The sequence below is a fragment of the Gordonia sp. J1A genome (assembly GCF_055393515.1).
In genome coordinates, this window is record NZ_AP041607.1 from 327,344 (window position 1) to 352,679 (window position 25,336).

At 68.3% G+C, this 25,336-nt stretch carries 26 protein-coding genes; 15 read left to right on the forward strand and 11 right to left on the reverse strand.

Annotated features, from left to right (window positions below; translation table 11 throughout):
- Positions 1–153: 153 nt before the first annotated feature.
- The gene (groES, locus tag ACZ5QD_RS01575) at positions 154–450 is read left to right on the forward strand and encodes a co-chaperone GroES (RefSeq protein WP_006897174.1); all 297 of its coding nucleotides are present in this window, start codon (positions 154–156) and stop codon (positions 448–450) included.
- 126 nt (positions 451–576) lie between these two features.
- On the opposite strand, the gene ACZ5QD_RS01580 is transcribed toward groES, so the two are convergent.
- Positions 577–816, reverse strand: a complete 240-nt coding sequence (locus ACZ5QD_RS01580) for a WhiB family transcriptional regulator (RefSeq protein WP_045540292.1) — start codon at positions 814–816, stop codon at positions 577–579.
- A gap of 460 nt (positions 817–1,276) precedes the next feature.
- On the opposite strand from ACZ5QD_RS01580, the gene ACZ5QD_RS01585 reads away from it, so the two are divergent.
- From ACZ5QD_RS01585 to ACZ5QD_RS01595, 3 genes are all read left to right on the forward strand, one after another.
- Positions 1,277–2,119: a hypothetical protein gene (locus ACZ5QD_RS01585; RefSeq protein WP_006897176.1), complete on the forward strand. Its 843-nt coding sequence runs from the start codon at positions 1,277–1,279 to the stop codon at positions 2,117–2,119.
- Positions 2,120–2,202: 83 nt separating this feature from the next.
- On the forward strand, positions 2,203–2,778 hold the full coding sequence (locus ACZ5QD_RS01590; RefSeq protein WP_006897177.1) for a sigma-70 family RNA polymerase sigma factor: 576 nt from the start codon (positions 2,203–2,205) through the stop codon (positions 2,776–2,778).
- An 11-nt stretch (positions 2,779–2,789) separates the two neighbouring features.
- Positions 2,790–3,611, forward strand: a complete 822-nt coding sequence (locus tag ACZ5QD_RS01595) for an anti-sigma-D factor RsdA (RefSeq protein ID WP_051999664.1) — start codon at positions 2,790–2,792, stop codon at positions 3,609–3,611.
- Positions 3,612–3,704: 93 nt separating this feature from the next.
- On the opposite strand, the gene ACZ5QD_RS01600 is transcribed toward ACZ5QD_RS01595, so the two are convergent.
- Entirely contained in the window at positions 3,705–4,091 is a 387-nt protein-coding gene (locus ACZ5QD_RS01600) for a DUF5319 domain-containing protein (protein WP_039867726.1), read from the reverse strand.
- A gap of 66 nt (positions 4,092–4,157) precedes the next feature.
- Here ACZ5QD_RS01600 and guaB point away from each other — a divergent pair, with 66 nt between their 5' ends.
- The 6 genes from guaB to ACZ5QD_RS01630 all read left to right on the forward strand — a co-directional run bounded on the left by guaB (position 4,158) and on the right by ACZ5QD_RS01630 (position 11,034).
- Positions 4,158–5,669 carry an IMP dehydrogenase gene (gene guaB / locus ACZ5QD_RS01605; RefSeq protein WP_006897180.1) on the forward strand — a complete coding sequence of 504 codons (1,512 nt, stop codon included), beginning with the start codon at positions 4,158–4,160 and terminating at the stop codon, positions 5,667–5,669.
- Between the two features lie 62 nt (positions 5,670–5,731).
- Complete coding sequence (locus tag ACZ5QD_RS01610) at positions 5,732–6,898, forward strand: GuaB3 family IMP dehydrogenase-related protein (RefSeq protein WP_039867727.1); 1,167 nt, start codon at positions 5,732–5,734, stop codon at positions 6,896–6,898.
- A gap of 180 nt (positions 6,899–7,078) precedes the next feature.
- A complete protein-coding gene (locus tag ACZ5QD_RS01615; protein WP_006897182.1) occupies positions 7,079–7,369 on the forward strand; it encodes a DUF4287 domain-containing protein in 291 nt (96 codons plus the stop codon).
- A gap of 66 nt (positions 7,370–7,435) precedes the next feature.
- The gene (locus ACZ5QD_RS01620) at positions 7,436–8,659 is read left to right on the forward strand and encodes a cytochrome P450 (RefSeq protein WP_464367056.1); all 1,224 of its coding nucleotides are present in this window, start codon (positions 7,436–7,438) and stop codon (positions 8,657–8,659) included.
- Positions 8,656–9,249, forward strand: a complete 594-nt coding sequence (locus tag ACZ5QD_RS01625) for a TetR/AcrR family transcriptional regulator (protein ID WP_231875708.1) — start codon at positions 8,656–8,658, stop codon at positions 9,247–9,249. The genes ACZ5QD_RS01620 and ACZ5QD_RS01625 overlap by 4 nt, the downstream gene beginning before the upstream one ends.
- A gap of 54 nt (positions 9,250–9,303) precedes the next feature.
- Positions 9,304–11,034, forward strand: a complete 1,731-nt coding sequence (locus ACZ5QD_RS01630) for a GMC family oxidoreductase N-terminal domain-containing protein (RefSeq protein ID WP_433820469.1) — start codon at positions 9,304–9,306, stop codon at positions 11,032–11,034.
- Between the two features lie 78 nt (positions 11,035–11,112).
- Here ACZ5QD_RS01630 and cysE read toward each other — a convergent pair whose 3' ends face one another.
- The 5 genes from cysE to ACZ5QD_RS01655 form a co-directional block, all read right to left on the reverse strand.
- Entirely contained in the window at positions 11,113–11,694 is a 582-nt protein-coding gene (cysE, locus tag ACZ5QD_RS01635) for a serine O-acetyltransferase (RefSeq protein WP_006897186.1), read from the reverse strand.
- Positions 11,694–12,632, reverse strand: a complete 939-nt coding sequence (gene cysK, locus ACZ5QD_RS01640) for a cysteine synthase A (RefSeq protein WP_045537792.1) — start codon at positions 12,630–12,632, stop codon at positions 11,694–11,696. Before cysK ends, cysE begins: the two co-directional genes overlap by 1 nt.
- A gap of 268 nt (positions 12,633–12,900) precedes the next feature.
- The gene (locus tag ACZ5QD_RS01645) at positions 12,901–13,497 is read right to left on the reverse strand and encodes an energy-coupling factor transporter transmembrane component T family protein (RefSeq protein ID WP_433820467.1); all 597 of its coding nucleotides are present in this window, start codon (positions 13,495–13,497) and stop codon (positions 12,901–12,903) included.
- Positions 13,494–14,192, reverse strand: a complete 699-nt coding sequence (locus ACZ5QD_RS01650; RefSeq protein WP_433820465.1) for an energy-coupling factor ABC transporter ATP-binding protein — start codon at positions 14,190–14,192, stop codon at positions 13,494–13,496. The genes ACZ5QD_RS01645 and ACZ5QD_RS01650 overlap by 4 nt, the downstream gene beginning before the upstream one ends.
- Positions 14,185–14,802, reverse strand: a complete 618-nt coding sequence (locus tag ACZ5QD_RS01655) for a biotin transporter BioY (protein ID WP_045537794.1) — start codon at positions 14,800–14,802, stop codon at positions 14,185–14,187. Before ACZ5QD_RS01655 ends, ACZ5QD_RS01650 begins: the two co-directional genes overlap by 8 nt.
- 1,136 nt (positions 14,803–15,938) lie before the next feature.
- Here ACZ5QD_RS01655 and ACZ5QD_RS01660 point away from each other — a divergent pair.
- Positions 15,939–16,247: an SHOCT domain-containing protein gene (locus ACZ5QD_RS01660; RefSeq protein ID WP_156150453.1), complete on the forward strand. Its 309-nt coding sequence runs from the start codon at positions 15,939–15,941 to the stop codon at positions 16,245–16,247.
- Between the two features lie 682 nt (positions 16,248–16,929).
- A complete protein-coding gene (guaA, locus tag ACZ5QD_RS01665) occupies positions 16,930–18,513 on the forward strand; it encodes a glutamine-hydrolyzing GMP synthase (RefSeq protein ID WP_045537798.1) in 1,584 nt (527 codons plus the stop codon).
- A gap of 290 nt (positions 18,514–18,803) precedes the next feature.
- On the opposite strand, the gene ACZ5QD_RS01670 is transcribed toward guaA, so the two are convergent.
- Positions 18,804–19,022 carry a hypothetical protein gene (locus ACZ5QD_RS01670; RefSeq protein WP_006897206.1) on the reverse strand — a complete coding sequence of 73 codons (219 nt, stop codon included), beginning with the start codon at positions 19,020–19,022 and terminating at the stop codon, positions 18,804–18,806.
- Positions 19,019–20,302 carry a PspC domain-containing protein gene (locus ACZ5QD_RS01675; RefSeq protein ID WP_045537800.1) on the reverse strand — a complete coding sequence of 428 codons (1,284 nt, stop codon included), beginning with the start codon at positions 20,300–20,302 and terminating at the stop codon, positions 19,019–19,021. The genes ACZ5QD_RS01670 and ACZ5QD_RS01675 overlap by 4 nt, the downstream gene beginning before the upstream one ends.
- Before the next feature lie 99 nt (positions 20,303–20,401).
- Between ACZ5QD_RS01675 and ACZ5QD_RS01680 the strand changes: the two genes are divergently transcribed.
- A complete protein-coding gene (locus tag ACZ5QD_RS01680; RefSeq protein ID WP_045537802.1) occupies positions 20,402–21,649 on the forward strand; it encodes a sensor histidine kinase in 1,248 nt (415 codons plus the stop codon).
- A complete protein-coding gene (locus ACZ5QD_RS01685) occupies positions 21,646–22,314 on the forward strand; it encodes a response regulator (RefSeq protein ID WP_006897209.1) in 669 nt (222 codons plus the stop codon). Before ACZ5QD_RS01680 ends, ACZ5QD_RS01685 begins: the two co-directional genes overlap by 4 nt.
- 12 nt (positions 22,315–22,326) lie before the next feature.
- Here ACZ5QD_RS01685 and ACZ5QD_RS01690 read toward each other — a convergent pair whose 3' ends face one another.
- The gene (locus tag ACZ5QD_RS01690) at positions 22,327–23,580 is read right to left on the reverse strand and encodes a serine/threonine-protein kinase (RefSeq protein ID WP_045537813.1); all 1,254 of its coding nucleotides are present in this window, start codon (positions 23,578–23,580) and stop codon (positions 22,327–22,329) included.
- Between the two features lie 100 nt (positions 23,581–23,680).
- On the opposite strand from ACZ5QD_RS01690, the gene ACZ5QD_RS01695 reads away from it, so the two are divergent.
- On the forward strand, positions 23,681–24,607 hold the full coding sequence (locus ACZ5QD_RS01695) for an SPL family radical SAM protein (RefSeq protein WP_045537804.1): 927 nt from the start codon (positions 23,681–23,683) through the stop codon (positions 24,605–24,607).
- 72 nt (positions 24,608–24,679) lie between these two features.
- On the opposite strand, the gene ACZ5QD_RS01700 is transcribed toward ACZ5QD_RS01695, so the two are convergent.
- A complete protein-coding gene (locus ACZ5QD_RS01700) occupies positions 24,680–25,192 on the reverse strand; it encodes a hypothetical protein (RefSeq protein WP_045537805.1) in 513 nt (170 codons plus the stop codon).
- Positions 25,193–25,336 lie beyond the last annotated feature (144 nt).

The window sequence follows — 25,336 nt, forward strand, 5'->3', positions numbered from 1 at the left end:
CGGACACCGGGGCCCTTGATGTGCTGGCACTCTCATGGGTAGAGTGCTAGTTGGCATCCGAAATGCAGCGCCGCGGCACCCGCGACGACGTGGCAAAGCGACCCGGTGCCGCGAACTTCCCATCAGTTACATGAAGGAAAAGGAACTGACATCGTGGCGAGCGTGAACATCAAGCCGCTTGAGGACAAGATCCTCGTTCAGGCCGTCGAGGCTGAGACCACCACTGCTTCCGGCCTGGTCATCCCGGATTCGGCCAAGGAGAAGCCGCAGGAGGGCAAGGTCATCGCTGTCGGCGAAGGCCGCGTCACCGATCAGGGCAACCGTATCCCGGTCGACGTCAAGGAAGGCGACGTCGTCATCTACAGCAAGTACGGCGGCACCGAGATCAAGTACGCAGGTCAGGAATACCTGATCCTGTCGGCCCGCGACATCCTCGCGGTGGTCGGCTGACGCCAGTCGGCGGACAGACACAGATCAGCCCCGGTTGAGTCCGATCTCAACCGGGGCTGATCGCTGTCTGAGGCTCGATGTCCGGGGCGTTCGGGGCCTCGTACAGGGACCGGCGCTCCGGGACGCTCAGCCGGCCAGGCGCCGGGGATTGCGTCGCCGCATCAGATTCCGCTCCGACTCGGTGAGGCCTCCCCAGATCCCGTACGGCTCGTCCACACGCAGGGCGTGCGCACGGCACTGCTGCAGCACGGGGCAGTCGGCGCAGACCTGCTTGGCACGCCGTTCGCGCTGCATCCGCGCCTGGCCGCGCTCACCCTCGGGGTGAAAGAAGACCGACGATTCGAGCCCTCGGCATCTGCCTTGCATCTGCCAGTCCCAGAAGTCGGAGTTGGGGCCGGGCAGTCTGTCGATTGTGGTCGTCAATCTTCGCTCCTGAATGAGAAACGCTCTTACCTACGACGCTCACGGTATGTGCGTCCGGAAAAGCGAGTCAACTCGTTCTCCGGTCTCGAATCACTGCGATTAAAAGCGAACAAGTGAACGCCCGGTGACGTGACGGGGACCATGGCGGTCTCGGCGGGCGACGGATACTCCGACTCTATGTCGCCCTTTACCTGCGATTTTGTTGATCGAGGGCGGAGGCGCTGGGCCGGTCGAACGGCGCGGCGCCTCGGTGGGAGGATGGACTGCAATCGTACGAAGGTTACGTCGGAGATAACGGGAGTTGTCGACTGCGGCAATTCTGCTTCCACGTGATCATCTTTTGTTAGTCGAAATGAAATCTTCATTCTGCGCGCAGGCGCCGGTAGTGAAAGGTGAATTGCGAATGTCGGATCAGTGGAACGACGCATTCGGCGTCGACGCACCGCCGGACTGTCCGCCGGGGGGCGATCGCTGGGCGCGTGCGGTTCGGCTCGGAGCGCTCGGCAGGGCCGCCGCGGCGCGTGCGCTGATCGCCGACCTGCTCGCCGATCCGGCCACCGGCGCCGGGGTCACCGCACTGGCACTGGCGACTCGCGCGTCGCTCACGCGGCAGGCCGGGGGTCACGGGTACGCGCGAGCCGATGACGGTGCGGCACTGCGCGTCGCGGTGAGCGCGGGAGCGGAGGAGAGCCGCTGGGCCGCCGTCGCTCGAGTGGACGCCCTCGTCGGGCTGGCCGCGGACGGGTTGGGGATCGGCGACTTCGCCGGCTCGGCCCGGCTCCTGGAACGCGCGGCGGCAGAATCGGCGGGCACAGTATCGACGGCGGCCCGCGGGAACTGGGTGCTCGACGGCCGTCCGGCACTGCGCCTGGCGTGGGTGCGTACCGAACTGGCCCTGTACACCGGCCGGTCCGACGCCGCGGACCTCGCGGCGCGGGCGCTCGAGTTGTCCGCCGGGGCACCGTCGGTGCGCCATCGGCTCAAGACCGCACTGATCGCCGCTGCCGCCGACGCGGCCTCGGGCCGGGTCGAGGCGGCGGCGCAGACTGCACGGAACGTCGCAGGCGACTGCGCGGCGGCCGGACTGGCGCCGCTGGAGTGGGCAGCACGCAGCATGCTCGCCTCGTTCGCCGCCGACCGGAACGAGCAGAGCCGGGCGGCGGCCGCCATCCAGGAGAAACTCATCGGCCTGGGCATGGGCTTCGCGCCCTTGGCGGGTTCGGCGCACGCGGCTCGGTACGCTTGATTGATGACTGATCTAGGCGAACCACACGGCGCACCGCGGTCAGTAGTCTCCCGAATGCGTAACACCCGGGCACCTAAGCGGCGATGAAACTTACAGGTGATGCGTTGGGCCAGGCGGTCCGTGCGGCGGCCGATGGTGACCGCGCTGCGCTGACCTCAGTGCTCGACAGTGTGCGGGAACCAGTCCTGCGCTACTGCCGAGGACGAATCGGTGCCGGAGAACGACACTTGTTCTCCGCTGACGACGTGGCTCAGGAGGTGTTGATGGCGGTGATGACGGCGTTGCCCCGGTACGAAGACCAGGGGCGTCCCTTCATGGCGTTCGTATATGGCATCGCCTCGCACAAGGTCGCCGACGCGATGCGTTCGGCGGCCCGCGTGAAGTCAGATCCGGTAGAAGACGTCCCCGACTCGCTCGACTTCTCGAACGGGCCGGAACAGGCTGCCCTCGAATCAGATGCCTCGAGGCAGATGCGAGATCTTCTCGGCACCCTTCCCGAGAAGCAACGCGAGATTCTGGTGCTTCGGCTCGTCGTCGGTCTCTCCGCTGAGGAGACCGCGGACATGGTCGGCAGCAGCCCGGGAGCGGTGCGAGTGGCACAGCATCGGGCGCTCACCAAGCTCAAGAAACTCATGACCCCAGGAGGTGAACGTCGATGACGGAGGACGAAATGCCTACCGGTCCCATCGACGTGGGCGCGGTGCACCACGACGACGAATTCATCGACGATCTCGCGGCAGGCAGGGCCGCCCGGATCGGCGACGACGCCGAGTACCGGCTCGCCGGTCTGCTCGCGCAGTGGCGCGCGGAGTCGTTGGCCGGGCCGGTTCCGAGCACGCCGACGATCGCCGACATCGAGACCGCCATCGCTCGGGCCAACGAGCGGGAGCGTCGCGGCGGACTGGCGCGCAGGCTCCGGGTGGTCTCGGGTGCCGCCGCCATCCTGGCGGTCGCCGGTGCCGGCCTGCTCGTGCTGTCGGAGGGATCGCAGCCCGGTGATCCGCTGTGGTCGGTGAAGCAGGTGGTGTTCTCCGAGCAGGCGCAGCAGACGCAGTCGCGGATGAACGCCGAGCAGAACATCGCCGAGGCCAAGAAGGCGCTCGCCGCGGGCGACACCGTCAAGGCCCGCGAATTGATCGCGAAGGCCGAGAAGGACATCGGCCCGCTCAAGGACAAGTCCGAGGCCGATCAACTGCGCAGCCTGATCGAGGACGTGCGCAGGCAGGACCCGAGTGCGCTGATTCCGCCGCTGTCGTCCCTGCCGTCGCTGCCGTTGCCGACCTCCGCCACCAGCCCCGACGTCCCGGACCCGACCGTGATGCTGAAGCCGCCGGGCTCCTCCAGCGGTTCGAGCAGCCCGAGCACCGCGCCGTCGACCACGCAGGAACCGTCCACGAGCAAGACGGACACGGACAAGCCGACGACCACCACGTCGTCGGCGACGGCGTCGGCGTCGGTGACGACCACCGCGCCGTCGGAGAGCATCCGCTGACCCGAGGGGCCGCGAGGTAGTCCGAACAGCGAGAGGGACCGTGATCGACGATCACGGTCCCTCGCGTGTGTTAGGAGTTCGTTCCCCTGCGGATCAGTAGCGTTCGTGATAGCGCAGTGAGGCGTCGGCGTACCCGCGGCAGTAATCCCAGGTGACGTAGTCGTCGGGCTCGGGATCCACTGCGGGCTCGTGCGGTCGGACCGTGCCGTCCACGAGCAATTGGCGCAGATTGGAGCGCAACATGTCCCAGTCGTGGTAGTGATCTTCGCGACAGTCCTCGCACATCACTACCAGGCCCCGCACACCGCGCGGCGCGAGGAGGCGTTCGTACACATCGAGGTCGGCGAGATCCTCTTCCACCGCGGTGCGTTCACCCTCGTCAAGAGGGATTCCCGGGTCGAGCGCGTCCAGGGCCGACGCAGGGTCGTTCGGGTCATCGGCGAAGGGGTCCGGCGGGAGTCCGGGGAACTGGTCATGCACGTCCTCCACCGTAGCCGATAACCGGGCGGACAGGCTTCCTCAATCCACAGCGGATACGATGTGCAGATGACGCAGGTTCGCACTGGTGGAGATGATCCCGACAAGGTCGCAATGCTCGGCCTCACCTTCGACGACGTACTGCTGCTCCCGGCGGCGTCGGATGTCGTCCCGAACGCCGTGGACACCTCGTCCAGGCTGACCCGGGAGATCACCCTCCGGGTCCCGCTCGTCAGTTCGGCGATGGACACCGTCACCGAGGCCCGGATGGCGATCGCGATGGCGCGCGCCGGCGGTATGGGCGTGCTGCACCGCAACCTCTCGATCGAGGCGCAGGCCGCCGCCGTCGAGACCGTGAAGCGCTCGGAAGCGGGCATGGTCACCAACCCGGTCACCTGTCTGCCGACCAACACGCTCGCCGAGGTCGACGCGATGTGTGCGCGGTACCGGATCTCGGGTCTGCCCGTCGTCGACGCGTCCGGCGATCTGGTCGGCATCATCACCAACCGCGACATGCGCTTCGAGGCCGACGAGACCCGGCCGGTGTCCGAGGTGATGACTCCCGCGCCGCTGATCACCGCGTCCGAGGGCGTCTCCGCCGAGGCGGCGCTCGGTCTGCTGCGCAGGCACAAGATCGAGAAACTGCCGATCGTCGACGGCAACGGCAAGCTGACCGGACTGATCACGGTCAAGGACTTCGTGAAGACCGAGCAGCACCCCGACGCCACCAAGGACGCCGACGGCCGGCTGCTGGTGGGCGCGGCCGTCGGAGCGGGCGACGAGGCGTGGAATCGCGCGCTCGCCCTCGCCGAGGTCGGCGTCGACGTGCTCGTGGTCGACAGCGCCCACGGCCACTCGCGCGGGGTGCTCGAGATGATCGCCAAGCTCAAGGCGGAGGTCGGCGGCCGCGTCCAGCTGATCGGCGGCAACGTCGCGACTCGGTCGGGTGCGCAGGCGCTCATCGACGCGGGCGTCGACGCGGTCAAGGTCGGCGTCGGCCCCGGCTCCATCTGCACCACCCGCGTCGTCGCGGGCGTCGGCGCGCCCCAGATCACCGCGATCCTCGAGGCCGTCGCCGCGTGCAAGGCGGCCGATGTCCCGGTGATCGCCGACGGCGGTCTGCAGTACTCGGGCGATGTCGCCAAGGCGCTGGCCGCCGGTGCCTCGACCGCCATGCTCGGCTCGCTGTTGGCGGGTACCGAGGAGTCGCCGGGTGAGTTGATCCTCGTCAACGGCAAGCAGTTCAAGAGCTACCGCGGCATGGGCTCGCTGGGTGCGATGCAGGGGCGTGGCCAGGGCAAGTCGTACTCCAAGGACCGCTACTTCCAGGACGACGTGCTCGCCGAGGACAAGCTGGTCCCCGAGGGCATCGAAGGTCGGGTGCCGTTCCGCGGACCGCTGTCACAGGTGATCCATCAGCTCACCGGCGGCCTCCGCGCGGCCATGGGCTACACGGGGTCGCAGACCATCGCCGACCTGCAGAACGCGCAGTTCGTGCAGATCACCGCGGCGGGTCTCAAGGAGTCGCACCCGCATGACATCACCCTCACCGCCGAGGCGCCCAACTACTATGCACGCTGAGCCGGTTTGCGGCGCGACCGCCGCAGCCCGCTCGCCTGAGTTTCCACTAGAAAGGCGCAATGGTGCGTGACCTCGTCGAATTCGGCATGGGCCGGACGGCTCGCCGAACGTACGAACTGGAAGACATCTCGATCATCCCGTCCCGGCGGACGCGGTCGTCGAAGAACGTCTCGACCGCATGGCAGATCGATGCATACCGCTTCGAATCGCCGATCCTGAACCATCCGACCGATGCGCTCGGCTCGCCGGAGTCGGCCATCGCGATGGGGAAGCTCGGTGCGCTCGGCGTGCTGAACGGCGAAGGCCTCTGGGCCCGCCACGAGCACGTCGAGGACAAGATCGCCGAGCTGGTCGAGATCGCGGAGAAGAATCCGGACCCGTCCGCGGCGATCCGTCGCCTGCAGGAGCTCCATCGCGCCCCGATCAACCTCGACCTGCTGTCGCAGGCCGTCGCCCGAGTGCGGGAGGCCGGTGTCACCACGGCGGTCCGGGTGAGCCCCCAGCACGCCCCCGAACTGACACCCGCGCTGATCAAGGCGGGCGCCGAGATTCTGGTGGTGCATGGCACGATCATCTCCGCCGAGCACGTGGTGCTGGTCGACCGCGGCCACGAGGACGGACTCGTCGCCGAACCGCTCAACCTGAAGACCTTCATCTCCGACCTCGACATCCCGGTGATCGCCGGAGGCGTGCACGACCACCGCACGGCACTGCATCTGATGCGTACCGGCGCCGCGGGCGTCATCGTCGGATACGGCTCCACGGAGGGATCCACCACGACCGGTGAGGTCCTCGGCATCGGGGTCCCGATGGCGACCGCGATCGCCGACGCGGCCGCGGCCCGTCGCGACTACCTCGACGAGACCGGTGGACGCTATGTGCACGTGATCGCCGACGGCGACATCCACACTTCGGGCGACCTCGCCAAGGCGATCGCGTGCGGTGCCGACGCCGCGGTGCTGGGCACACCGCTCGCCGCCGCCGACACCGCTCCGGGCCGCGGCTGGTTCTGGCCGTCGGCTGCGGCGCACCCCGACACTCCGCGCGGTGCGTTGCTGCAGGTGGCGATCGACGAGGAGCGGCCTTCCCTCGAGACCGTGCTGAACGGACCGTCCGACGATCCGGACGGCCTGCTGAACCTGGTCGGCGGCCTCCGCCGGTCCATGGCGAAGGCGGGTTACTCCGATCTCAAGGAGTTCCAGAAGGTCGGCCTCTCGGTCCGAGCCTGACCTCGCGACGCCAGGCGTCGCCCACTCGGTGAGCCGAGACCCCGGAGTACCGGGGTCTCGGCTCTCTTGGTCTGCGACATGGTCGTGAACCGTCCTGAGTCGTTTCGGGCTGATACCGATCAGTTTCGGTGCCGGCGGCTGTCAATACTGGTGACAGCATCCGACGACAGGAGAACCGTCATGTCATTCCAGGCATACCTCGACACCATCGAGATCAAGACCGGGCACACCCCACGCGAACTCGTCGAGCAGGCAGCCGAACGCGGTTTCGGCCCGGGCACCAAGGCCGGGCCGATTCTCGAATGGCTGAAGGACGAGTACGGGCTCGGCCGTGGACACGGCATGGCGCTGGTCCACGTCATCACCAAGGGGCCGAAGATCAGCGCGAAACACGTCGGGACGTCCGGCCCGCACCGCGATGCCGGCGACACGCTGTGGCTCGACGGGGCGGCGACGAACCCGTCACGCTGACGCGGGCGGGAGGCGGAGGCATCGTCCGTCGTTGACAATATGTGTGAACTGTCTCATAGTTGGGACATGAAGAACGATCTGTCTCCGGAGTTCACCTTGCGGTCGGGTCCGTCCTGGCGCGATCCGTTCGAGATGTACGCGCTCCTGCGCGACCGCGACCCTGTCCATCACGTGGTGCCCGAGGGGGATCCGGCGGCGGACTACTACGTCCTCACTCGCCATGCCGACGTGATGGCCGCCGCGCGGGACTGGGAGACCTTCTCCTCGGCGCGCGGATTGACCGTGGCGTACGGCGAACTGGAGAGCATCGGCCTGCAGGACAACCCGCCGATGGTGATGCAGGATCCGCCGCGGCACACCGCCTTCCGTCGCCTCGTGGCGCGCGGCTTCACGCCGAGACAGGTGACGACGTTGGAGCCCGAGGTTCGCGAGTTCGTGATCGAGCGGCTCGACGACCTTGCCTCCCGCGGCGGCGGAGACATCGCCGCGGACCTGTTCAAACCGCTGCCGAGCATGGTCGTCGCCCACTACCTCGGCGTGCCGGAGTCCGATCGCGGACAGTTCGACGCGTGGACCGACGCGATCGTCGCGGCCAACCCGGGCGCCGACATGGCCTCGGCCGTCGAATCGGCGTCAGAGGCGGTGATGGGGCTGATGGCGTACTTCGCCGACCTCATCGAATTCCGCAAGCGCAGTCCCGGCGACGACACGGTGTCGCATCTGGTGGCCGCCGGCCTGACCGACGACCCGGCGGACCAGTCGGGCGTCCTGTCGGTGCTGGCGTTCGCCTTCACAATGGTCGCCGGCGGAAACGACACGACCACCGGCATGCTGGGCGGCTCGTCGGCGCTGCTGACCATGCATCCGGATCAGCGTGCGATTCTTCGGCGGGAACCCGAGCTGCTGCCGTCGGCCGTCAACGAACTGCTGCGGCTGACCTCGCCGGTGCAGGGGCTGGCCCGTACGGCGACGCGCGACGTCGAGGTCGAGGGGGTGACGATCCCGGCGGGCCGCAAGGTGCTGCTCTGCTACGCGTCGGCCAACCGTGACGAACGCATGTACGGGGAGGACGCCGCCGACCTGGACGTCCGCCGCGACCCCGCGAACATCCTCGCCTTCAGCCACGGATCCCACCACTGCCTCGGCGCCGCCGCCGCACGGATGCAGGCGCGGGTGGCGCTCGAAGAACTGCTCGCGCGGTGCCCGGACTTCCACGTCGACGTCGACGGAATCGAATGGGCGTCCGGAAACTATGTGCGGCGACCGGTCTCGGTACCGTTCTCGGCATGACCGACGATCAGGATCTCCGAGTGCGCGGGGCGGATTGGATGCGCGGCACCCGGCGGCCCGCCGTACAGGACGCGATCCTCGAGATCGCGGGCGAGGTGTTCGCCACGAAGGGGGCCAACGCCTCGATGGGGGACATCGCCGCCGCGGTGGGGTGTTCCCGGGCGACCCTGTACCGCTATTTCGACGGCCGGCGCCAGTTGCAGCTGGCGTACATCGAACGGGTCGCTCGCCGTATCGGCGCCGTGGTGGCCGAGACCGTCTCCGACCGACCGGAGCCTGCGGACCGGCTGACCGAGTCGATCATCGTGGCGCTGACGGAGGTCCGCCGGGATCCCGCGCTGGCCGCCTGGTTCACCGCGGCGGGTGCGGGGGTGGCCGGTGAACTGGCGCTGTCGTCGGAGTTCATCGAGACGGTGGCGACGGCCTTCCTCGGCGCCGGCGGTGAGGACGGGGGAGAGGCGGCGCGATGGGTGGTCCGGGTGATCGTGTCGCTGCTCGCGGTGCCAGAAGGGTCGCCGGAGCGAGAGCGCGCCGTGATCGCTCGTTTCGTCACGCCGACCGTGCTCGGATTCACCGAGACCAGAAGTTAGCGTAGCCTACACTGGCTTTCGATAATGAGACAATGATCATTAGTATGGTCGGCTATGGCGCAGACTGATTTCGACGTCCTCATCATCGGTTCCGGATTCGGCGGCAGCGTCAGTGCGCTCCGCCTCATCGAGAAGGGATATCGCGTCGGCATCGTCGAAGCCGGTCGCCGCTTCGAGGACGACCAGTTCGCCAAGACGAGTTGGCGTCTCAACCGGTTCGTCTGGGCGCCGAAGTTCGGTTTGATGGGCATTCAGCGCGTCCACATGCTCAAGGACGTGATGGTTCTCGCCGGCGCCGGCGTCGGCGGCGGATCGCTGAACTACGCCAACACGCTCTACAAGCCGCCCACACCGTTCTTCACCGATCCCCAGTGGAACCACATCACCGACTGGGAATCGGAGCTGACGCCCCATTACGAGCAGGCTCGCCGGATGCTCGGTGTGGTGACCAACCCGACGTTCACCAACTCGGACCGCATCATGAAAGAGGTGGCCGACGAGATGGGCGTCGGCGACACCTTCACCTCCACCCCGGTCGGCGTCTTCTTCGGAGCCAAGACCGGCGGCGAGGGCGCCCCGGGCCAGACGGTGCCCGACCCCTACTTCGGCGGCGCGGGTCCCGAACGCACCGCCTGCACGGAGTGCGGCGCGTGCATGACCGGCTGCCGCGTCGGCGCCAAGAACACGCTGATGAAGAACTACCTCGGTCTGGCCGAGCGGAACGGCGCGACGATCATCGACCGGACCACCGTCGATCGCCTGGAGCAGCGGGCCGACGGCTCATGGCTGGTGTCGGCGCACGGGTCGTCGTCCTGGGGCCCGTTCGGCGCCCGGCGGCGGCAGTTCACCGCCGACCAGGTGATCGTCGCCGCGGGCACGTTCAATACGCAGAAGATCATGCATCGCGCCAAGGGCTCGACCCTGCCGAGGCTCTCGGACGCGATGGGCGTGCTGACACGCACCAATTCCGAATCCATCCTCGGGGCGCAGGCGCGGTCGTACGATTCGAGCCGCGACTTCACCGAGGGCGTCGCGATCACCTCGTCGTTCCACCCCACGTCCAACACTCACATCGAGCCGGTGCGGTACGGCAAGGGCAGCAACGCGATGGCCTACCTGCAGACGCTGCTCACCGATGGCGGCAGCGTTCCCAACCGGCTCGGCCAGTTCCTCAAGAACGCCGTCACCAACCCGCTGATGCTGCTGCGGCTGTTCTTCGTCCGCAAGTGGAGCGAGCGGACGGTGATCGCGCTCGTGATGCAGAACAACAACAACTCGCTGACGACCTTCGTCCGCAAGCGCGGTCCGTTCAAGTACGTGACGAGCAAGCAGGGCATCGGCGAGCCGAATCCGACCTGGATTCCGGAGGGCAACGAGGCGACCCGCCGGATCGCGGCCAAGCTGCCCGGCGGACTGGCGGGCGGCACCTGGGGCGACATCTTCAACATGCCGCTCACCGCGCACTACCTCGGCGGATGCGTCATCTCCGACGACCCGGCCACCGGCGTCATCGACCCCTACCACCGCGTCTGGAACTACCCGACGCTGCACATCACCGACGGCGCGGCGATCACCGCGAACCTCGGCGTGAACCCGTCGCTGTCGATCTGCGCGCAGGCCGAGCGTGCGATCTCCCTGTGGCCGAACAAGGGTGAGGCCGACCCGCGTCCCGCACAGGGCGACGTTTACCGGCGGCTGACTCCGGTGGCGCCGAAGGCGCCGGTGGTTCCGGCGGACGCGCCCGGCGCGCTGCGCTTGCCGATCACCCCGGTGGAGAAGGCCTGACCGACCTGAACGCTTATGCCGTTCTCCGTGACCCGAATCGGGTCACGGAGAACGGCATAAGCGTTTGAGCAGGAAGAATCAGATGTAGATCGCCGGGTCGGCGTACGGATCGTGCACCGGTGCGCCGGCCGCCCGTGTCGTCGCGGCGACGCCCACTGCGACGAATCCGGCCGGAACGTCATGCACCACAACGGCATTGGCGCCGATCTTCGCGTCGTCACCGAGAGTGATGGGACCGAGGACCTTGGCGCCGGCGCCGATCAGCACGCGGTCGCCGACGGTGGGATGACGTTTGCCCTTCGACATGCTGACGCCGCCGAGGGTGGATCCGTGGAACATCACGACGTCCTCGCCGACCTCGGCGGTCTCGCCGATCACCACACCCATGCCGTGGTCGATGAACATGCGGCGGCCGAGCCTCGCGCCGGGATGGATCTCGATGCCCGTGACGAACCGGCCCAACTGCGAGAGCAAGCGCGCGGGTAGACGCGCCGCCCCGCCGGAGTTCCACAGTCGGTGAGCCACCCGGTGGAACCAGAGTGCATGGACTCCCGGGTAGGCGAGTGCGACCTCAATCATCGACCGGGCCGCCGGATCCCGCTCCTGCGCGACGCGCAGATCTTCGCGCAGCAGGCGAAGTAGCGGAACCGGCTCGGACATCAGTCGACCAGCCCTTCGAAGAGCAGCGTCGACAGGTAGCGCTCGCCGAAGTCGGGGAGCACGACGACGATGGTCTTGCCCTTGAGCTCCGGACGCTTGGCGACGTCGACGGCGGCGGCCAGCGCGGCACCGGACGAGATGCCGACGAGCAGGCCCTCCTCGGTGGCCGCCCGGCGGGCCCACTTCACGGCGGTGTCGACGTCGACGTCGATGACCTCGTCGTACACGGTGGTGTCGAGGACCTCGGGGACGAAGTTGGCGCCCAGGCCCTGGATCTTGTGCGGTCCGGGCGCGCCGCCGTTGAGGATGGGCGACTCGGCGGGTTCGACGGCGTAGATCTTGATCTCGGGCTTGCGCTTCTTGATGACCTGGCCGATACCGGTGATCGTGCCGCCGGTGCCGATGCCGGCCACCACGGCGTCGACCGCGCCGTCGGTGTCGTTCCAGATCTCCTCGGCGGTGGTGCGACGGTGGATCTCGGCGTTGGCCTCGTTGGCGAACTGGCGGGCGAGGACCGAACCGCGGCGCTCGGCGGCGATCTTCTCCGCGGCGTTGACGGCGCCGGCCATGCCTTCGGCGGCCGGGGTCAGGACGAGTTCGGCGCCGAAGGCGCGGAGCAGGGCGCGGCGCTCCTTCGACATCGACTCGGGCATCGTCAGGACGACATTGTAGCCGCGCGCCGCGCCGACCATCGCCAGTGCGATGCCGGTGTTGCCGCTGGTGGCCTCGATGATCGTGCCGCCCGCGGGCAGTTCTCCGGAGGCTTCGGCGGCGTCGACGATCGCCACGCCGATGCGGTCTTTCACGGAGTTGGTGGGGTTGTAATACTCCAGCTTGGCCAGGATCGTGGCGTCCACGCCGTCGGTGATGCGGTTGAGGCGCACCAGCGGGGTGCGGCCCATGAGAGCGGTGACGTCGTCGAAAATGGTGGGAGACATGACTTTTCCTTTGCGAAATGGGTCCGTGAGGGTCGGTTTGCAGACACTGATGGCCTGGATCCGGTGCTCAGGTGCCGACCCTGAGAACGGGACGGCACGGTGCGATGAGCCCTACTGACAGTGATCGGTGAGGAAGTACACCGAGTGGGCGAAGAGGGCGCGCGACAGGTGCGGGAAGGGGTCCACCGCATCCTCCTTGAAGTCGTCAAGCCGTCTGATTGAAGGCTAACAGACCGCGGTGACCGACAGATCGGGGAAGGGCTGCTCGTCAGTCCATTCCGCGTGCGGCGAGGGTCTCGGCGAAGCCGTCGGCCGTCTGCAGGGCGGCGAGCACCGTCGGTGCCAGGAGAACGCGCGGGCCGGCGCGCAGTCCGCGGGCGCGACGCGCCTCGTCCACCTGGGCGAGCACTTCGGCGATCAGTGGGATGCTGCGGATGGTGAGCGCGAACGCCATGGCGATGAGGTCGGTCCGCACGCCGAGCCGGCGCAACGGGGAGAGTCCGGTGATGATCGCGTCGAGCATGTCGGTGGTCCGGGTGGTGAGTGTGACGACGGCGGCCAGCCCCACCGAGGCGAGCAGGACCGCGCACACCACGAAGGCTCGCGCGGCGTCGGTGATGATCCACTGGAAGACGAAGAGCGCCGCCAGTACCCAGACCACGCCCTTGATCTGCGACCAGGCGTGGCGGGGCGGAATCCAGGCGAGGGCGAACGTCGCGACGGTGACCGCCAGGGCGATCCCGGCGGCGATCGGTGTTCGGACCACCACGGCGAGCGTGATGATCGACGCCATCAGCGCGACGATCTTGAACCCCGCCGGGAGCCGGTGCAGCAGGGAGCGGCCGGGGACGTAGACGCCGATCATCGGCTCATCAGGTCGCGGTAGAAGGCGAGTGCGGGGGCCGGTTCGTCGTCGGCCACCACCCGGCCGTCGTCGAGGACGAGCACGCGGTCGAAGTCGTCGAGCATGTCGAGGTCGTGCGTCAGCACGATCAGCTGTTCTGCGAGGTCGGCGAACACTCCCCGGAGCATGAGCGCGTTGCGGAGGTCGAGCATGGTGGTGGGCTCGTCGGCCACCAGAATGGTCGGTCCGACCACCATCACTGCGGCGAGCGCGAGCAGTTGCTTCTGGCCGCCGGAGAGCTGATGCGCGGGCTGGTCGGCGTGGCCGTCGAGGCCGAAGTCGGCGAGTACCTCGCGCGCCCGGGCGCGACGCTGGGCCTTGTCGGAGACGATGCGCGAGAGCGAGAGCTCGATGTCCTCGGCCACGGTCGGCATGATGATCTGCCGGTCCGGATCGGAGAAGATGAAGCCGACGTCGCGCCGGACCCTGCGCTTGTTCTTGCGGACGTCGAGCCCGTTGACCGTGACCGTCCCGCGGTCGGGGAGGACGAGCCCGTTGATCATCCGTGCCAGCGTCGACTTGCCGCTGCCATTGGCGCCGACGATGCCGACGCGGCGTTGCGAGATGGCCAGGTCCACTCCGCGCAGTACCACGCGGTCGCCGAAGGCGTGCTCGACGCCGTCGAAGACGATCGACGACGGGGCGGGCTCAGGCACGGCGGAGGAACGACGGCCGCAGCGGCGCGATGAGACCGGGACGGCCGCGATGCACGGGGGCCGCGACGAGAGCGGTCACGAGCGCCTTGAGCACGTCGCCGGCGACGAAGGATCCGTTGGTGGCGATGGCCGCGCCCAGCGACATGTCGGTGCGCAGGAGCAGGCCCACGATGCCGCACGCGTAGATGATCAGGACGCCGCCGAAGAGGTTGATCACGATGCCCGCCACGATGTTGTACTTCGGCATCATCAGCGCGGTGAGCAGGCCGATCACGATCACCGCGGGCAGGAAGCCGACGAAGTAGCCTGCGGTCGGGGAGCCGAGCGCCACCATGCCGGTGCGTCCGCCCGCCAGGATCGGCAGGCCGGCGATGGCCAGCACCATGAAGATGACGACCGCGAGCGTGCCCTTCTTCGGTCCGAGTACCGCCCCCGCCAGCATCACGCCGAGCGTCTGCAGGGTGATCGGGACTCCGCCGGCGAGATTGATCTGCCCGGGGAGGCCGAGGACCGCGATGAGCGCGGCGAAGACGGCGGACTGAGCCAGGTCGGCAATGGTCAGCGACCAGCGCGAGCGGCGGCCTTCGGTGTCGGAGGAAAGGTGCGTCACAGGGTCAAGGGTATTTGGCGAGTGGCACAGATACCTATTGCGGGCTGGGCGGCAGCGTGGTGCGGGAGCGAAACGGGTGGGGTGGCGGGTTGGGAGAGTTGTCCGCTGATGTACAGAATGGCTCACTCAGCGTGGTTCATCCCGAGCTTCGGGGCCCAACGTTCGCGCGGGGAGGGCGGACTGTCCAGACCAGTCTCGTGTCTGAGATGCGCTCGGCTGTCGAGCAATCGAGCGTTCGGGCAACGCTCCGCGAGAAGCTGAAGTTGGCTTGACTCGGTTCCTGTCGCACCTGAATCCTGCGACCATTCGCGCTCGCGCGGGGAGCACATCCGCACAGGTCGGCTCGCCACGCGCACCACCGGACTCCCCGTCCGCGCCGGGGAGCACCGCTCGCCGTTCTGGTCGGTACAGACGCCATATTCACCACCACTATCCAAGTCCAACGCCCTCTCGCCACTTCGTCGGGGGAGGAATCCGCAAGACCCTCAGCCCGCCTCGCCGCGCACGTGTGGTGCTGCGGGATCGGGCGGGTGCCACTCGCACTTCGCAACCGACCCGATCAAGAGGCTGTCGCGGCTGAACACCCTCGACTGCCTCGAGAGGCACCTGAGCGACTGGGTCGAAACCTGCGGTAGCCGCGGTATTCGGGCGGCGACGGTGCGGATGAGGCTCGACAGCGACCTCGTCCTCCTCTTGGTCGGCGCCGATGACTCTGATTGCGAGGGAGCGAGGGACCAGCGGTTGGCCGAACCCTCACGAGTGATCGGTGCGTGGACCGGAAGCAACGGTTGCGTCGTCGTATACCGAGACGAGGTCCGTGCGGCGGTCGCCGCAGGCGAGCCCCTGTTCGATGAGCTGGCCAACATGGCTGACCGCTGCGGGACGCAACCTGGCTCGACGCTCAGCTGAGCTCATCGGGGAGACCGTGATCGCGGTGGCTACTATCACTTCTGGAACCGGTTGAGAAAGAAGGCATAGCGAGCGTGGCTAAGGAACCAAGTAGATCAATTGGGCTCGGCTTCGGTAACGGCGGTTTGGTCGACTACGGCGACAGTGTCGAATACCGCCCGACGGGCAAACTACTGCCAGCGTTCCGGGTGAACGTTGCCGACATCGTCGGGTTCTCGGTGCGAAAAGTGACGCGCGATGACAAGAAGCGGCTGGGCGCATCCGGGATGCAGCAGGTGTTCGTCGTGCAGGGCTCTGGGACGACGCTGGCCGAGGTCGCGGTCAACTACGGTGCGGCCGACAAGATCGAACAGGCGCTGCGCGCCCACCCGATGTTCGGCACCAAGACGAGCCGCCCTGAGCCCGTCCCGACCGCGGCGCCGTCATCGCCATCGACCTCGTGGGTCGACGAGTTGGCGAAGCTCGCCGCACTGCGGGACGCCGGTGCACTGACCACCGAAGAGTTCGAGACCGCCAAGAACAAACTGCTGCAGTAGTCGCCAGACGGGTTGGCCGATCGCTCTTCGAGGGACTGCCAGCTGCCGCGCCCGTGGCGGCCTCGCCTGCGGCGAGCGGGTCTCGGCCGACTGGCGCACATTCGAGGCCGGGCCGACGAACCTTCGCGGCGGGGGCATGGTCTACGGAAGGGTGATCGGCTGCTGCCGAAGGTCGTCAGCACTTCGCCCGAGCAGGTGATGGGCCCGATGAAGGGGTGGGCATCGAAACACCAGATCAGTCGGCGATTCGGGGGTTCCTGGGGGATGTGTGCGTTCCTTGATAATCGCCCGAAGAACGGGACGTCTGCGCTGCTAGGTTAGATTCGAAGGTGCTCTCGCGGACGCCGGTTGCGCCGCAGGGGACATCAGTGCGAGGGACGGGCTGGATAACCGGCGGGCAAGTACCATCCCCGCTTGCGCGGGGAGCACGGCACCCACGCCGTCGTTCCCGAGTTCGACCATGGGCCATCCCCGCTCGCGGGGAACACATTCGCGGGGAACACAAAGCGTCCTAGTCTTCCAAACTAGCTACGCGGGGAACTCGCTTCCGGACTTCCATCGTCCAGTCGAGGAACCGCGATCCGATCATTCTAGTCGACCGCGACGGTCGCCGCAGGGCTCCCGAACTGCCTCGCTGGTCCGGACCACCAGCGACGATCGTGCGCAAGATAGACTTCACGTCGTGACGGAAACATCCCCCGACCACCCGCGTCCCGTACTCGTCGTCGACTTCGGAGCCCAGTACGCGCAGCTGATCGCTCGCCGCGTTCGCGAGGCCCGCATCTACTCGGAAGTGATCGCGCACGACGCGACGCTGGAAGAGATCAAGGCCAAGAATCCGGCCGCGCTGATCCTGTCGGGCGGACCGGCGTCGGTGTACGCCGACGATGCGCCGACCATCGACGAGAAGCTCTTCGACCTCGGCGTTCCGGTATTCGGCATCTGCTACGGATTCCAGAAGATGACGGCCGCTCTCGGCGGCACCGTCGCGAACACCGGCGGACGCGAGTTCGGCCGGACAACGCTCACGGTCGCCGACGGCGGCAAACTGCACCGCGGACTGCCGGAGTCGCAGCCGGTGTGGATGAGCCACAACGACGCCGTGCAGGTGGCCCCGGAGGGCTTCACCGTCACCGCGTCCACGCCGGGCGCGCCGGTCGCCGCGTTCGAGTGCGCGGAGCGGCAGATGGCCGGCGTGCAGTACCACCCGGAGGTCCTGCACAGCCCGCACGGACAGGAAGTGCTGGCCCGCTTCCTCTACGAGATCGCGAACCTCACGCCGACGTGGACCGCGGCGAACATCGCCGAGGCGCTCATCGCCGACATCCGGGAGCAGGTCGGCGACGAGGGTCTCGCGATCTGCGGACTGTCCGGCGGCGTCGACTCGGCGGTGGCGGCAGCACTGGTGCAGCGCGCGATCGGCGACCGTCTGACCTGTGTTTTCGTCGACCACGGACTGCTGCGCGCCGGTGAACGCGAGCAGGTGCAGACCGACTTCGTCGCGGCGACGGGCGCGCGGCTGGTGACGGTGGACGCCGAGGACGTCTTCCTCGGCCACCTCGACGGCGTCTCCGATCCGGAGACCAAACGCAAGATCATCGGCCGCGAGTTCATCCGCTCCTTCGAGGGCGCGGTGTCGGAGGTGCTGGGCGACCAGGCCGCCGCGGGCAAGAAGGTCGACTTCCTCGTTCAGGGCACCCTGTACCCGGACGTCGTCGAATCCGGCGGCGGCAGCGGAACCGCGAACATCAAGAGCCACCACAACGTCGGCGGCCTGCCGGAAGACCTCGAGTTCAAGCTCGTCGAACCGCTGCGCCTCCTCTTCAAGGACGAGGTCCGTGCCGTCGGCCGTGAGCTCGGCCTGCCGGAGGAGATCGTCGCCCGACAGCCGTTCCCGGGCCCCGGTCTCGCGATTCGCATCGTCGGATCGGTCACCAAGGACCGGCTCGAACTGCTGCGCAAGGCGGACCTGATCGCGCGCGAGGAACTGACGTCCGCCGGCCTCGACGGCCAGATCTGGCAGTGCCCAGTAGTCCTGCTGGCCGACGTCCGCAGCGTCGGGGTGCAGGGCGACGGTCGTACGTACGGCCACCCGATCGTGCTGCGCCCGGTGTCGAGCGAAGACGCGATGACCGCCGACTGGACGCGCGTGCCGTACGAGGTCCTGGAGACGATCTCGACCCGCATCACCAACGAGGTCCCGGACGTGAACCGCGTGGTGCTCGACGTGACGAGCAAGCCGCCGGGCACGATCGAATGGGAGTGACCTCCCGCTGAACCGCGCCGAGTGCCGCCCGCATCTGGATGTGGGCGGCACTCGGTGGTTTCGGGGCGGGTGGTGTGTGGCGGTGGGTGGTCTCGACTCGCTCCGTCGCTGCGCTCCGGTGCGGCTCGACGAGCCTGTGGTAGCGCTTCGTTCCGGTGCGGCTCGACGAGCCTGTGGTGGACGGCGAGGGACGGTTCGACGGGCCTGGGCCGGTGGCGGTGGGTGGTCTCGACTCGCTCCGTCGCTGCGCTCCGGTGCGGCTCGACGAGCCTGGGCAGACGGCGAGGGTCCTACTTTCTTCGGAATCCGCTCGCGATCAGGCCGACGCCCACCACGATTCCGATCGCGAGCAGTGCCCAGGGCAGGTAGGTCGTGTCGAGGAGGAAGGGGCCGTCGGCCAGGCACCAGGCGGCCACCAGGAGGGTCACCAGCGCCGAGAGACCCATCACCACTGAGCGGTGGCGCTCGGGTTCGGCGGTGCCGGTCTGGTCGGGAGTCTCGTCGATCAATGCTTCATCTCCACGGTTCCGAGGTTGAGGTTCGCCTTCACCGTCAGCGTCGGTGTCTTGGCGTCGGGGTTGACGATCCCGTCGGGGCACGTCTGATCACCGACCACCGTGCTGCACTCGGTCTTGACGCGGATGTCGTCGGGCAGCCAGACCGTCATATCGCCGATGCCCTGGTGGATCTCGATGGTTCGGTCGTGGTCGAGCCCGCCGAGATCGCGGAGGTCGAGGCTGGTGGTGCCGATGGTCAGCTGGTAGGTCTCGCTGAGCTGCTCGGCGCTGCGCGGATGCCAGGAGCGGTCGCCGATCCCGCCGGAGGCGAAGGCCGGCCGATCGCCGGAGAACGCGGTGGCGGTGACTGCCACGACGCCGACGATGATGGCGAGCGGCACCAGTCCGGCCGCGCGCGTATTGCTCTGCCTGCGCTGCAGCGCGTCGATCGCCATTCCGACACCCAGCACCGCCAGCGCGAGTCCGGCGATGCGGCCCACGGTGAACCACTCGACGTCGCCGAGTACGCGGGCGGCGGTGCCGACGGTCGCGGCGATGAGGGCGAGACCGGCGAAGACCGACGTCAACGGAGACCGGGGCGGCTTCACCACGGGCGGCTCGGGCGGTGTCGGTTCCGGCAGATCCCAGGCGAACCTCGCGGTCCCGAGCGGATCCCACGACGGCGGTGCGTCGGGCGGGGCGGGCGCCGGCGGTTCAGCGGCCGCGAACGGGATCGTCTCGGACGCGGGCCGGACGGCGGTGTCGGCGAGAACGTCGTTCGTGACCACCTCGTCCGCGATGAGCGTCGGCGCGGGCGTCGCGGTCGTCGATCCGTCGGACGGCCTCAGCTGATCCGCGCTGGTTCCGGCGGGCGCGGTCGGGGTGCGCTGATAGAGCAGCCACCAGCCGCCCAGCATCAGCACGAGTCCGAGCAGTCCGCTGGTGCCCCAGAACGGCGACGAGCCCATGTTGCTGAAGACGATGACCGCGATGACGGCGACCACGATCCAGTACCAGGGCATGTCGTGCCGCACGCGGTGATGTGCGCGATGCGACTGATGGATCTTGCGGGGTGCCGTCTCGTCTTCGGCGGGAAGAGCGATCAGCGCGGCGATGTAGAGCAGGATTCCGCTGCCCCCGAACAACGCCGCGACGACGAATGCGACCTTCACCAGCGTCGGATCGACCCGGTAGCGCATGCCGATGCCGGTGCAGACGCCGCCGACGGACTTTCCGGTCCGGCGGCGGACCGGCCGGGTGTTCCAGATGTCGATCAGAGTCTTGGTGTCCATGCAGTCAATCTTGGACGCCTGATCAGCGAGGCAAATCGGGTTAAACCCTGAGATGCTCCCTGATGTGCACGCGGTCCGGTTCGTGCCACTATCGAATCAATGACTCACGTGACGCAGACCCCGCAAGTCGACCGTGTGCGCCGGCGCAACGGAGGCAAGGTCGTGGGCGGAGTGTGCGGCGGCATCGCCGACCACCTGGGCGTCGACGTCTTCCGCGTCCGCGTGGTCTTCGTCGTGCTCGCCGCGCTGGCGGGGGCGGGCGTGGCCGCCTACGGACTGCTGTGGTTCTTCTGTCCGACGGGCACCGACGTGGAGCGGCCCGCTCCTCGGGAGCGCCGGCAGGCGCAGGGATTGATCGTCATCGGCGTGGTGGCCTTGCTGCTCAACGGTTTCGCAGCCTCGAGCGCGCCGGCGTCCACGCTGCTGGCACTGGTGGTGGTACTCGGCGGTGCGGCGCTGGTGTGGCGCGAGGTGGACGTCACCGGCGTCTCCTCGCGCGGGGGCGTGGTGACGTGGCTCCGACTGGCCGCCGGCGCCGTCCTCGTGGTCGGAGGACTGGTGGTGCTGGTGACCGCCCCGGACACCGCGCTGGCCGGAATGAACCCGACCCTGCTCGCGGTCCTCGGGACGCTGTTCGGCGTGTTGCTGCTGACCATCCCCCTGTGGATGCGGATGTGGCGGACGCTGAACGCCGAGCGTGCCGCGCGGATCCGGAACCAGGAACGCGAGGAGATCGCCTCGCACCTGCACGACTCGGTTCTTCAGACGCTCGCGCTGATCCAGAAGCGCGCCGACCAGCCCGACGCCGTCGCACAGCTCGCCCGTCGCCAGGAGCGCGAGCTGCGGCAGTGGCTCTTCGGCGACCAGGCGCGCAGGCGCGAGTCGCTCGCCGCGGCCGTCTCGGCGGTCTCGGCGGAGGTGGAGGACGCGTACGGTGTCGAGATCGAGACGGTGACGGTCGGCGACGTGACTCCCGACGAACTGCGCGACGAGACGGTCTCCAACGGGTTGCAGACGGTGGTCGCGGCCGCTCGCGAGGCATTGGTGAACGCCGCCAAGCACTCCGGCGCCGACAAGGTGGACGTCTACTGCGAGGTGGACGACGACCACGTCGAGGTCTTCGTCCGCGACCGCGGCAAGGGGTTCGATCCCGACGCGGTGAGCCAGGACCGCCAGGGCATCGCGCGGTCGATCCGCGCGCGCATGGAGCGTGTGGGAGGGTCGGTGCGAATCACCTCGACACCGGGCCGTGGTACCAATGTGGCGCTGATGCTGCCGCGTGGCCGGCGGCACGGGCCGTCGGCGTCCATCGATTCGGAAACTCAACGGACACAGGAGCTCTCATGACCGCCGACAAGACCTACCGGGTGTTCCTGGTCGACGACCACGGGGTGTTCCGCTCGGGGGTGCGCACCGAGCTCGCCGGCGAGGCCGGACTCGAGGTGGTCGGCGACGCGGGCAACGTTCCCGAAGCGGTCGCGGGCATCGTCCAGGCGCGTCCCGACGTGGTGCTGCTCGACGTCCACATGCCGGGCGGCGGAGGTGTCGCGGTGCTCCGCGGGGTGACCGACGCGCTGGGTTCGGAGGCGCCGGTGTTCCTCGCACTGAGCGTCTCCGACGCCGCCACCGATGTCATCGCCACCATCCGCGCCGGCGCGCGGGGGTACGTCACCAAGACCATCGACGGCACCGAACTGGCCGACGCGGTCCGTCGCGTCGCCGAGGGCGACGCGGTGTTCAGTCCGCGACTGGCCGGATTCGTCCTCGACTCCTTCACCGGGCGGTCGCCGGTGCCCGAACCGCAGCTCGATCCCGAACTCGATTCGCTGACCCGCCGCGAGATGGAGGTGCTGCGCCTGCTCGCGCGCGGCTACACCTACCGGGAGATCGCGGAGGAACTGTTCATCTCGGTGAAGACGGTGGAGACTCACGCGTCGAACGTGCTGCGCAAGACGCAGCAGTCCAACCGCAACGCCCTCACCCGCTGGGCGGTGAACCGCCAGATCGGATGAGGCGGGCGCGGGTCACATCACCAGGATGATGATGCCCGCGGCGATCGCGGTGAGCAGTGCGAATACGGCGAAGACAGCGGCCGCGAGACCGGCGTGACTGCTCGGCCCCTGCTGCTGGTAGTAGGTGGGCGGGGGCGTGTACAGGCCCGGCGCCGACGAATACTGCGTGGGAGCGTAGGGCACCGGTTCCGGCGTGGTTCGTGGCGCGTAATAGCCGGAGGCGACCTGAGTCGGGTTGTGGGGCGCCGAGCCCTGCGACGTGTCCGGGGCCGAGTGCGTCTGCGGGGCGGACGTCTGCGGAGTGGACGGTTGCGATGTGGAGTGACCGCTGATCGGGGGCAGTGTGGCCGACCGGTTCCGCGCCGACAGCGGTTTGGTCGCCACCAGCCCGGTGAGCACGTTATCGGTGGTGCCGAGGGTGTCGGCAGCGTACTTGGCGAGCAGATCTCGGGCCTGGGCCATCGTCGGCCGATTGGCGGGATTCGGCTCCAGCAGCCGCAGGAGGATCGGCGAAAGCGCGCCCGCCCGGGTGATCGGATTGATCTGACCGAGCGCCACCCGGTGCAGCGTGGCGATGTAATTGTCCTCGCTGCCGAACGGGGGACGCCCCTCGATCATCGTGTACAGGGTGGACCCCAGCGAGTAGACGTCCGAGGACTCGCCCGGTTCATCGCCTCGGGCCACTTCCGGTGCGAAATACGCGGGCGTGCCGGTCACGACACCGGTCTGAGTGATGGATACGTCGTCCTTCGCGCGGGAGATGCCGAAGTCGGTGATCTTGACCAGGCCGACGTTGCGGCCGGTGTTCGCGATCAGGATGTTGGCCGGCTTGATGTCGCGGTGGACGATGCCGGAGGCGTGCGCTTCGGCGATGGCGTCGGCCACCTGCGCGCAGATCTGCGCGGCCTCGACCGGATCGATCGTCCCGTTCTCGTGCAGGACGTCGGCCACGCTGTGGCTCGGCAGGTACTCCATCACCAGCCACGGCTCGTTGCGATCGAGCGCGACGTCGTGCATCGCAACGGCGTTCCGGTGCGAGAGCCGAGCTGCCAACCGGCCCTCACGCAGCGCTCGGGCCCGGGAGGTCTCGGCGACTGATTCGTCCATCCCGCTGGTGGTCAGGACCTGTTTCACCGCCACCTCGCGGTCGAGGAGTTGATCGTGCGCCAGCCACACCGCACCCATGCCGCCGTGTCCGATCCTTCGGATCAGCCGGTAGCGTCCGGCCACCAGATACGACGGGCCGGGTGTGGCAGGAGAGGTCATGGCCCGATGATAGCCGCAGGCGGTGACGGCGATCGGGGCCGCACTCACTGTGCGCGCCGGCCCTTGACGAGTCCATCGCACGTATGTTCGGATAGGTGGCATGGCAGCGCTGACCGAACTGGTGTGCGGCGACTTCATGCGATCGACCATGATCCCGGAGGCGCCGGGCGTCCGGGTGCACGAGGTGCTGGCGCGGACAGTGCTGGAATCGGTCACCGGCGACCGGAGTCATCGGCACTCCTTCGCGGCCTCGGCTCTGCGGCGGTCGGGCGAGGCGATGCAGGTGAAGATGAACGCCCCGGCGGTGCTCCGGAGGGAGCTGCGGCGTCGGTCGTGGCGTCGCGACACCGTGGCGATCGGAGTGGCCGAGGATCCCTACGATCCGGTGGAAGAGCACTACCGGATGATGCCTCAGGTCCTGTCGGTCCTGTCGGAGTCGCAGACGCCGATCGCTCTCTACACCGCGTCGACGCTGCTGCTGCGCGATCTGCCGTTGCTGCGGTTGATCGGGCGGGCGGTGCCGGTGACGGTGTCGATCTCACTGGCCACCCTCGATCCGGGACTGTCGGCGCGGGTCGATCCTTCGGCATCGTCGCCACGGGCGCGACTGGACATGGTGGCGCGGCTGTCGGAGGCGGGACTCGCGCCGCATATTCGGATCGCGCCGCTGCCGCCGTTGCTCGCCGACGGCACGGCGCAGCTCGACGAACTCCTCGCGGCGTTGTCGGCCGCGGGTGCCGCCCGGGTGTCGGTGTCTCCGCTGCAGTTGGGCGGTGACGACGGTGCTGACTTCCTCGGCTGGCTGGGAAATGAGCACCCTGCGCTGGTGCGCAGGTACCGCTCCCTCTACGGCCGACGGAGCTTCGTGTCGGCGGAGTATGCGCTCGGTCTCCGGGCACGGATGACGCCGCTCGTGGAGAAGTACGGTCTGGGCAGTGACCCGGAGTCGGAGAGTGTGAATCCGGCCGAACCGTCGGTGCTTCCGCCGGCGGGGACGGCTCCCTCGCCAGATCTGACGTTGTTCTGATCAGGTTCGGATCGGGTCTGCGGCTGCGGTCGCTGCGTGCGGAATCGAGGTACCGCCAGGAAGTGGGCCGGGTCAGGCTCCGGAGTCGTCGATCAGGTTCTGTTCGCTGCGGTCGATGAAGAGTGCGCCGCACAGTGCGGCCAGGATCAGCAGTATCACAATCAGGCCGATGAGGATCGCTTTGCTGACGGTGACGAGCTCCTGGGCGTCACTCAATCCGAGTCCGTCGAGGAACCCGGCGAAGTACCAGGACGGCCAGATCCACACCGCTACGGGGACGAAGGCGGCGGCAGTGGATCCGACGGCGGCGACTCCGGCCAGGACTCGGCCGATGCTCTGGGCTTTCGCGGCGGGCAGCAGTGCGACGATTCCGGCGAGGGCGGCCAGCGCGCATGCGGCGACGATCAGCCAGCCGCGGCCGGCCGGTGCCACGCCGAGGTCGCTCTGGCTCACGGTGCCGATTCCGAGTCCGTTCCATGAGGCGTCCATGCCCAGTCGGCGCAGGTCGAACCACGGCAGCGCCGTGACCGCGATTCCGGTGACGGCGGCGGCGATGACGGCGAATGGAAGGGCTCGGGACTGCATGGATCCGAATGGTAGAGCATGGTGCGCCGACGGTCGCTGTTGCGACTGAAGGGACGCAGATCCTCGCGTGTGGCGGGTGTTTCCTGCTCCGTTGACGGTTGTCAGAGGGCGGACTTAACATCGAACACAAGTTCGAACACCGGC

Coding starts and splice junctions, on each gene's coding strand:
- ACZ5QD_RS01700 (WP_045537805.1), bottom strand. CDS start 25,192: ATGCAGTCCCGAGCCCTTCCATTCGCCGTCATCGCCGCCGCCGTCACC.
- ACZ5QD_RS01620 (WP_464367056.1), top strand. CDS start 7,436: ATGAAGAACGATCTGTCTCCGGAGTTCACCTTGCGGTCGGGTCCGTCC.
- ACZ5QD_RS01590 (WP_006897177.1), top strand. CDS start 2,203: ATGAAACTTACAGGTGATGCGTTGGGCCAGGCGGTCCGTGCGGCGGCC.
- ACZ5QD_RS01645 (WP_433820467.1), bottom strand. CDS start 13,497: ATGATCGGCGTCTACGTCCCCGGCCGCTCCCTGCTGCACCGGCTCCCG.
- cysK (WP_045537792.1), bottom strand. CDS start 12,632: ATGTCTCCCACCATTTTCGACGACGTCACCGCTCTCATGGGCCGCACC.
- ACZ5QD_RS01685 (WP_006897209.1), top strand. CDS start 21,646: ATGACCGCCGACAAGACCTACCGGGTGTTCCTGGTCGACGACCACGGG.
- ACZ5QD_RS01585 (WP_006897176.1), top strand. CDS start 1,277: ATGTCGGATCAGTGGAACGACGCATTCGGCGTCGACGCACCGCCGGAC.
- ACZ5QD_RS01680 (WP_045537802.1), top strand. CDS start 20,402: ATGACTCACGTGACGCAGACCCCGCAAGTCGACCGTGTGCGCCGGCGC.
- ACZ5QD_RS01695 (WP_045537804.1), top strand. CDS start 23,681: ATGGCAGCGCTGACCGAACTGGTGTGCGGCGACTTCATGCGATCGACC.
- ACZ5QD_RS01595 (WP_051999664.1), top strand. CDS start 2,790: ATGCCTACCGGTCCCATCGACGTGGGCGCGGTGCACCACGACGACGAA.
- ACZ5QD_RS01675 (WP_045537800.1), bottom strand. CDS start 20,302: ATGGACACCAAGACTCTGATCGACATCTGGAACACCCGGCCGGTCCGC.
- ACZ5QD_RS01690 (WP_045537813.1), bottom strand. CDS start 23,580: ATGACCTCTCCTGCCACACCCGGCCCGTCGTATCTGGTGGCCGGACGC.
- ACZ5QD_RS01625 (WP_231875708.1), top strand. CDS start 8,656: ATGACCGACGATCAGGATCTCCGAGTGCGCGGGGCGGATTGGATGCGC.
- guaB (WP_006897180.1), top strand. CDS start 4,158: ATGACGCAGGTTCGCACTGGTGGAGATGATCCCGACAAGGTCGCAATG.
- ACZ5QD_RS01580 (WP_045540292.1), bottom strand. CDS start 816: ATGCAAGGCAGATGCCGAGGGCTCGAATCGTCGGTCTTCTTTCACCCC.
- ACZ5QD_RS01615 (WP_006897182.1), top strand. CDS start 7,079: ATGTCATTCCAGGCATACCTCGACACCATCGAGATCAAGACCGGGCAC.
- cysE (WP_006897186.1), bottom strand. CDS start 11,694: ATGTCCGAGCCGGTTCCGCTACTTCGCCTGCTGCGCGAAGATCTGCGC.
- ACZ5QD_RS01630 (WP_433820469.1), top strand. CDS start 9,304: ATGGCGCAGACTGATTTCGACGTCCTCATCATCGGTTCCGGATTCGGC.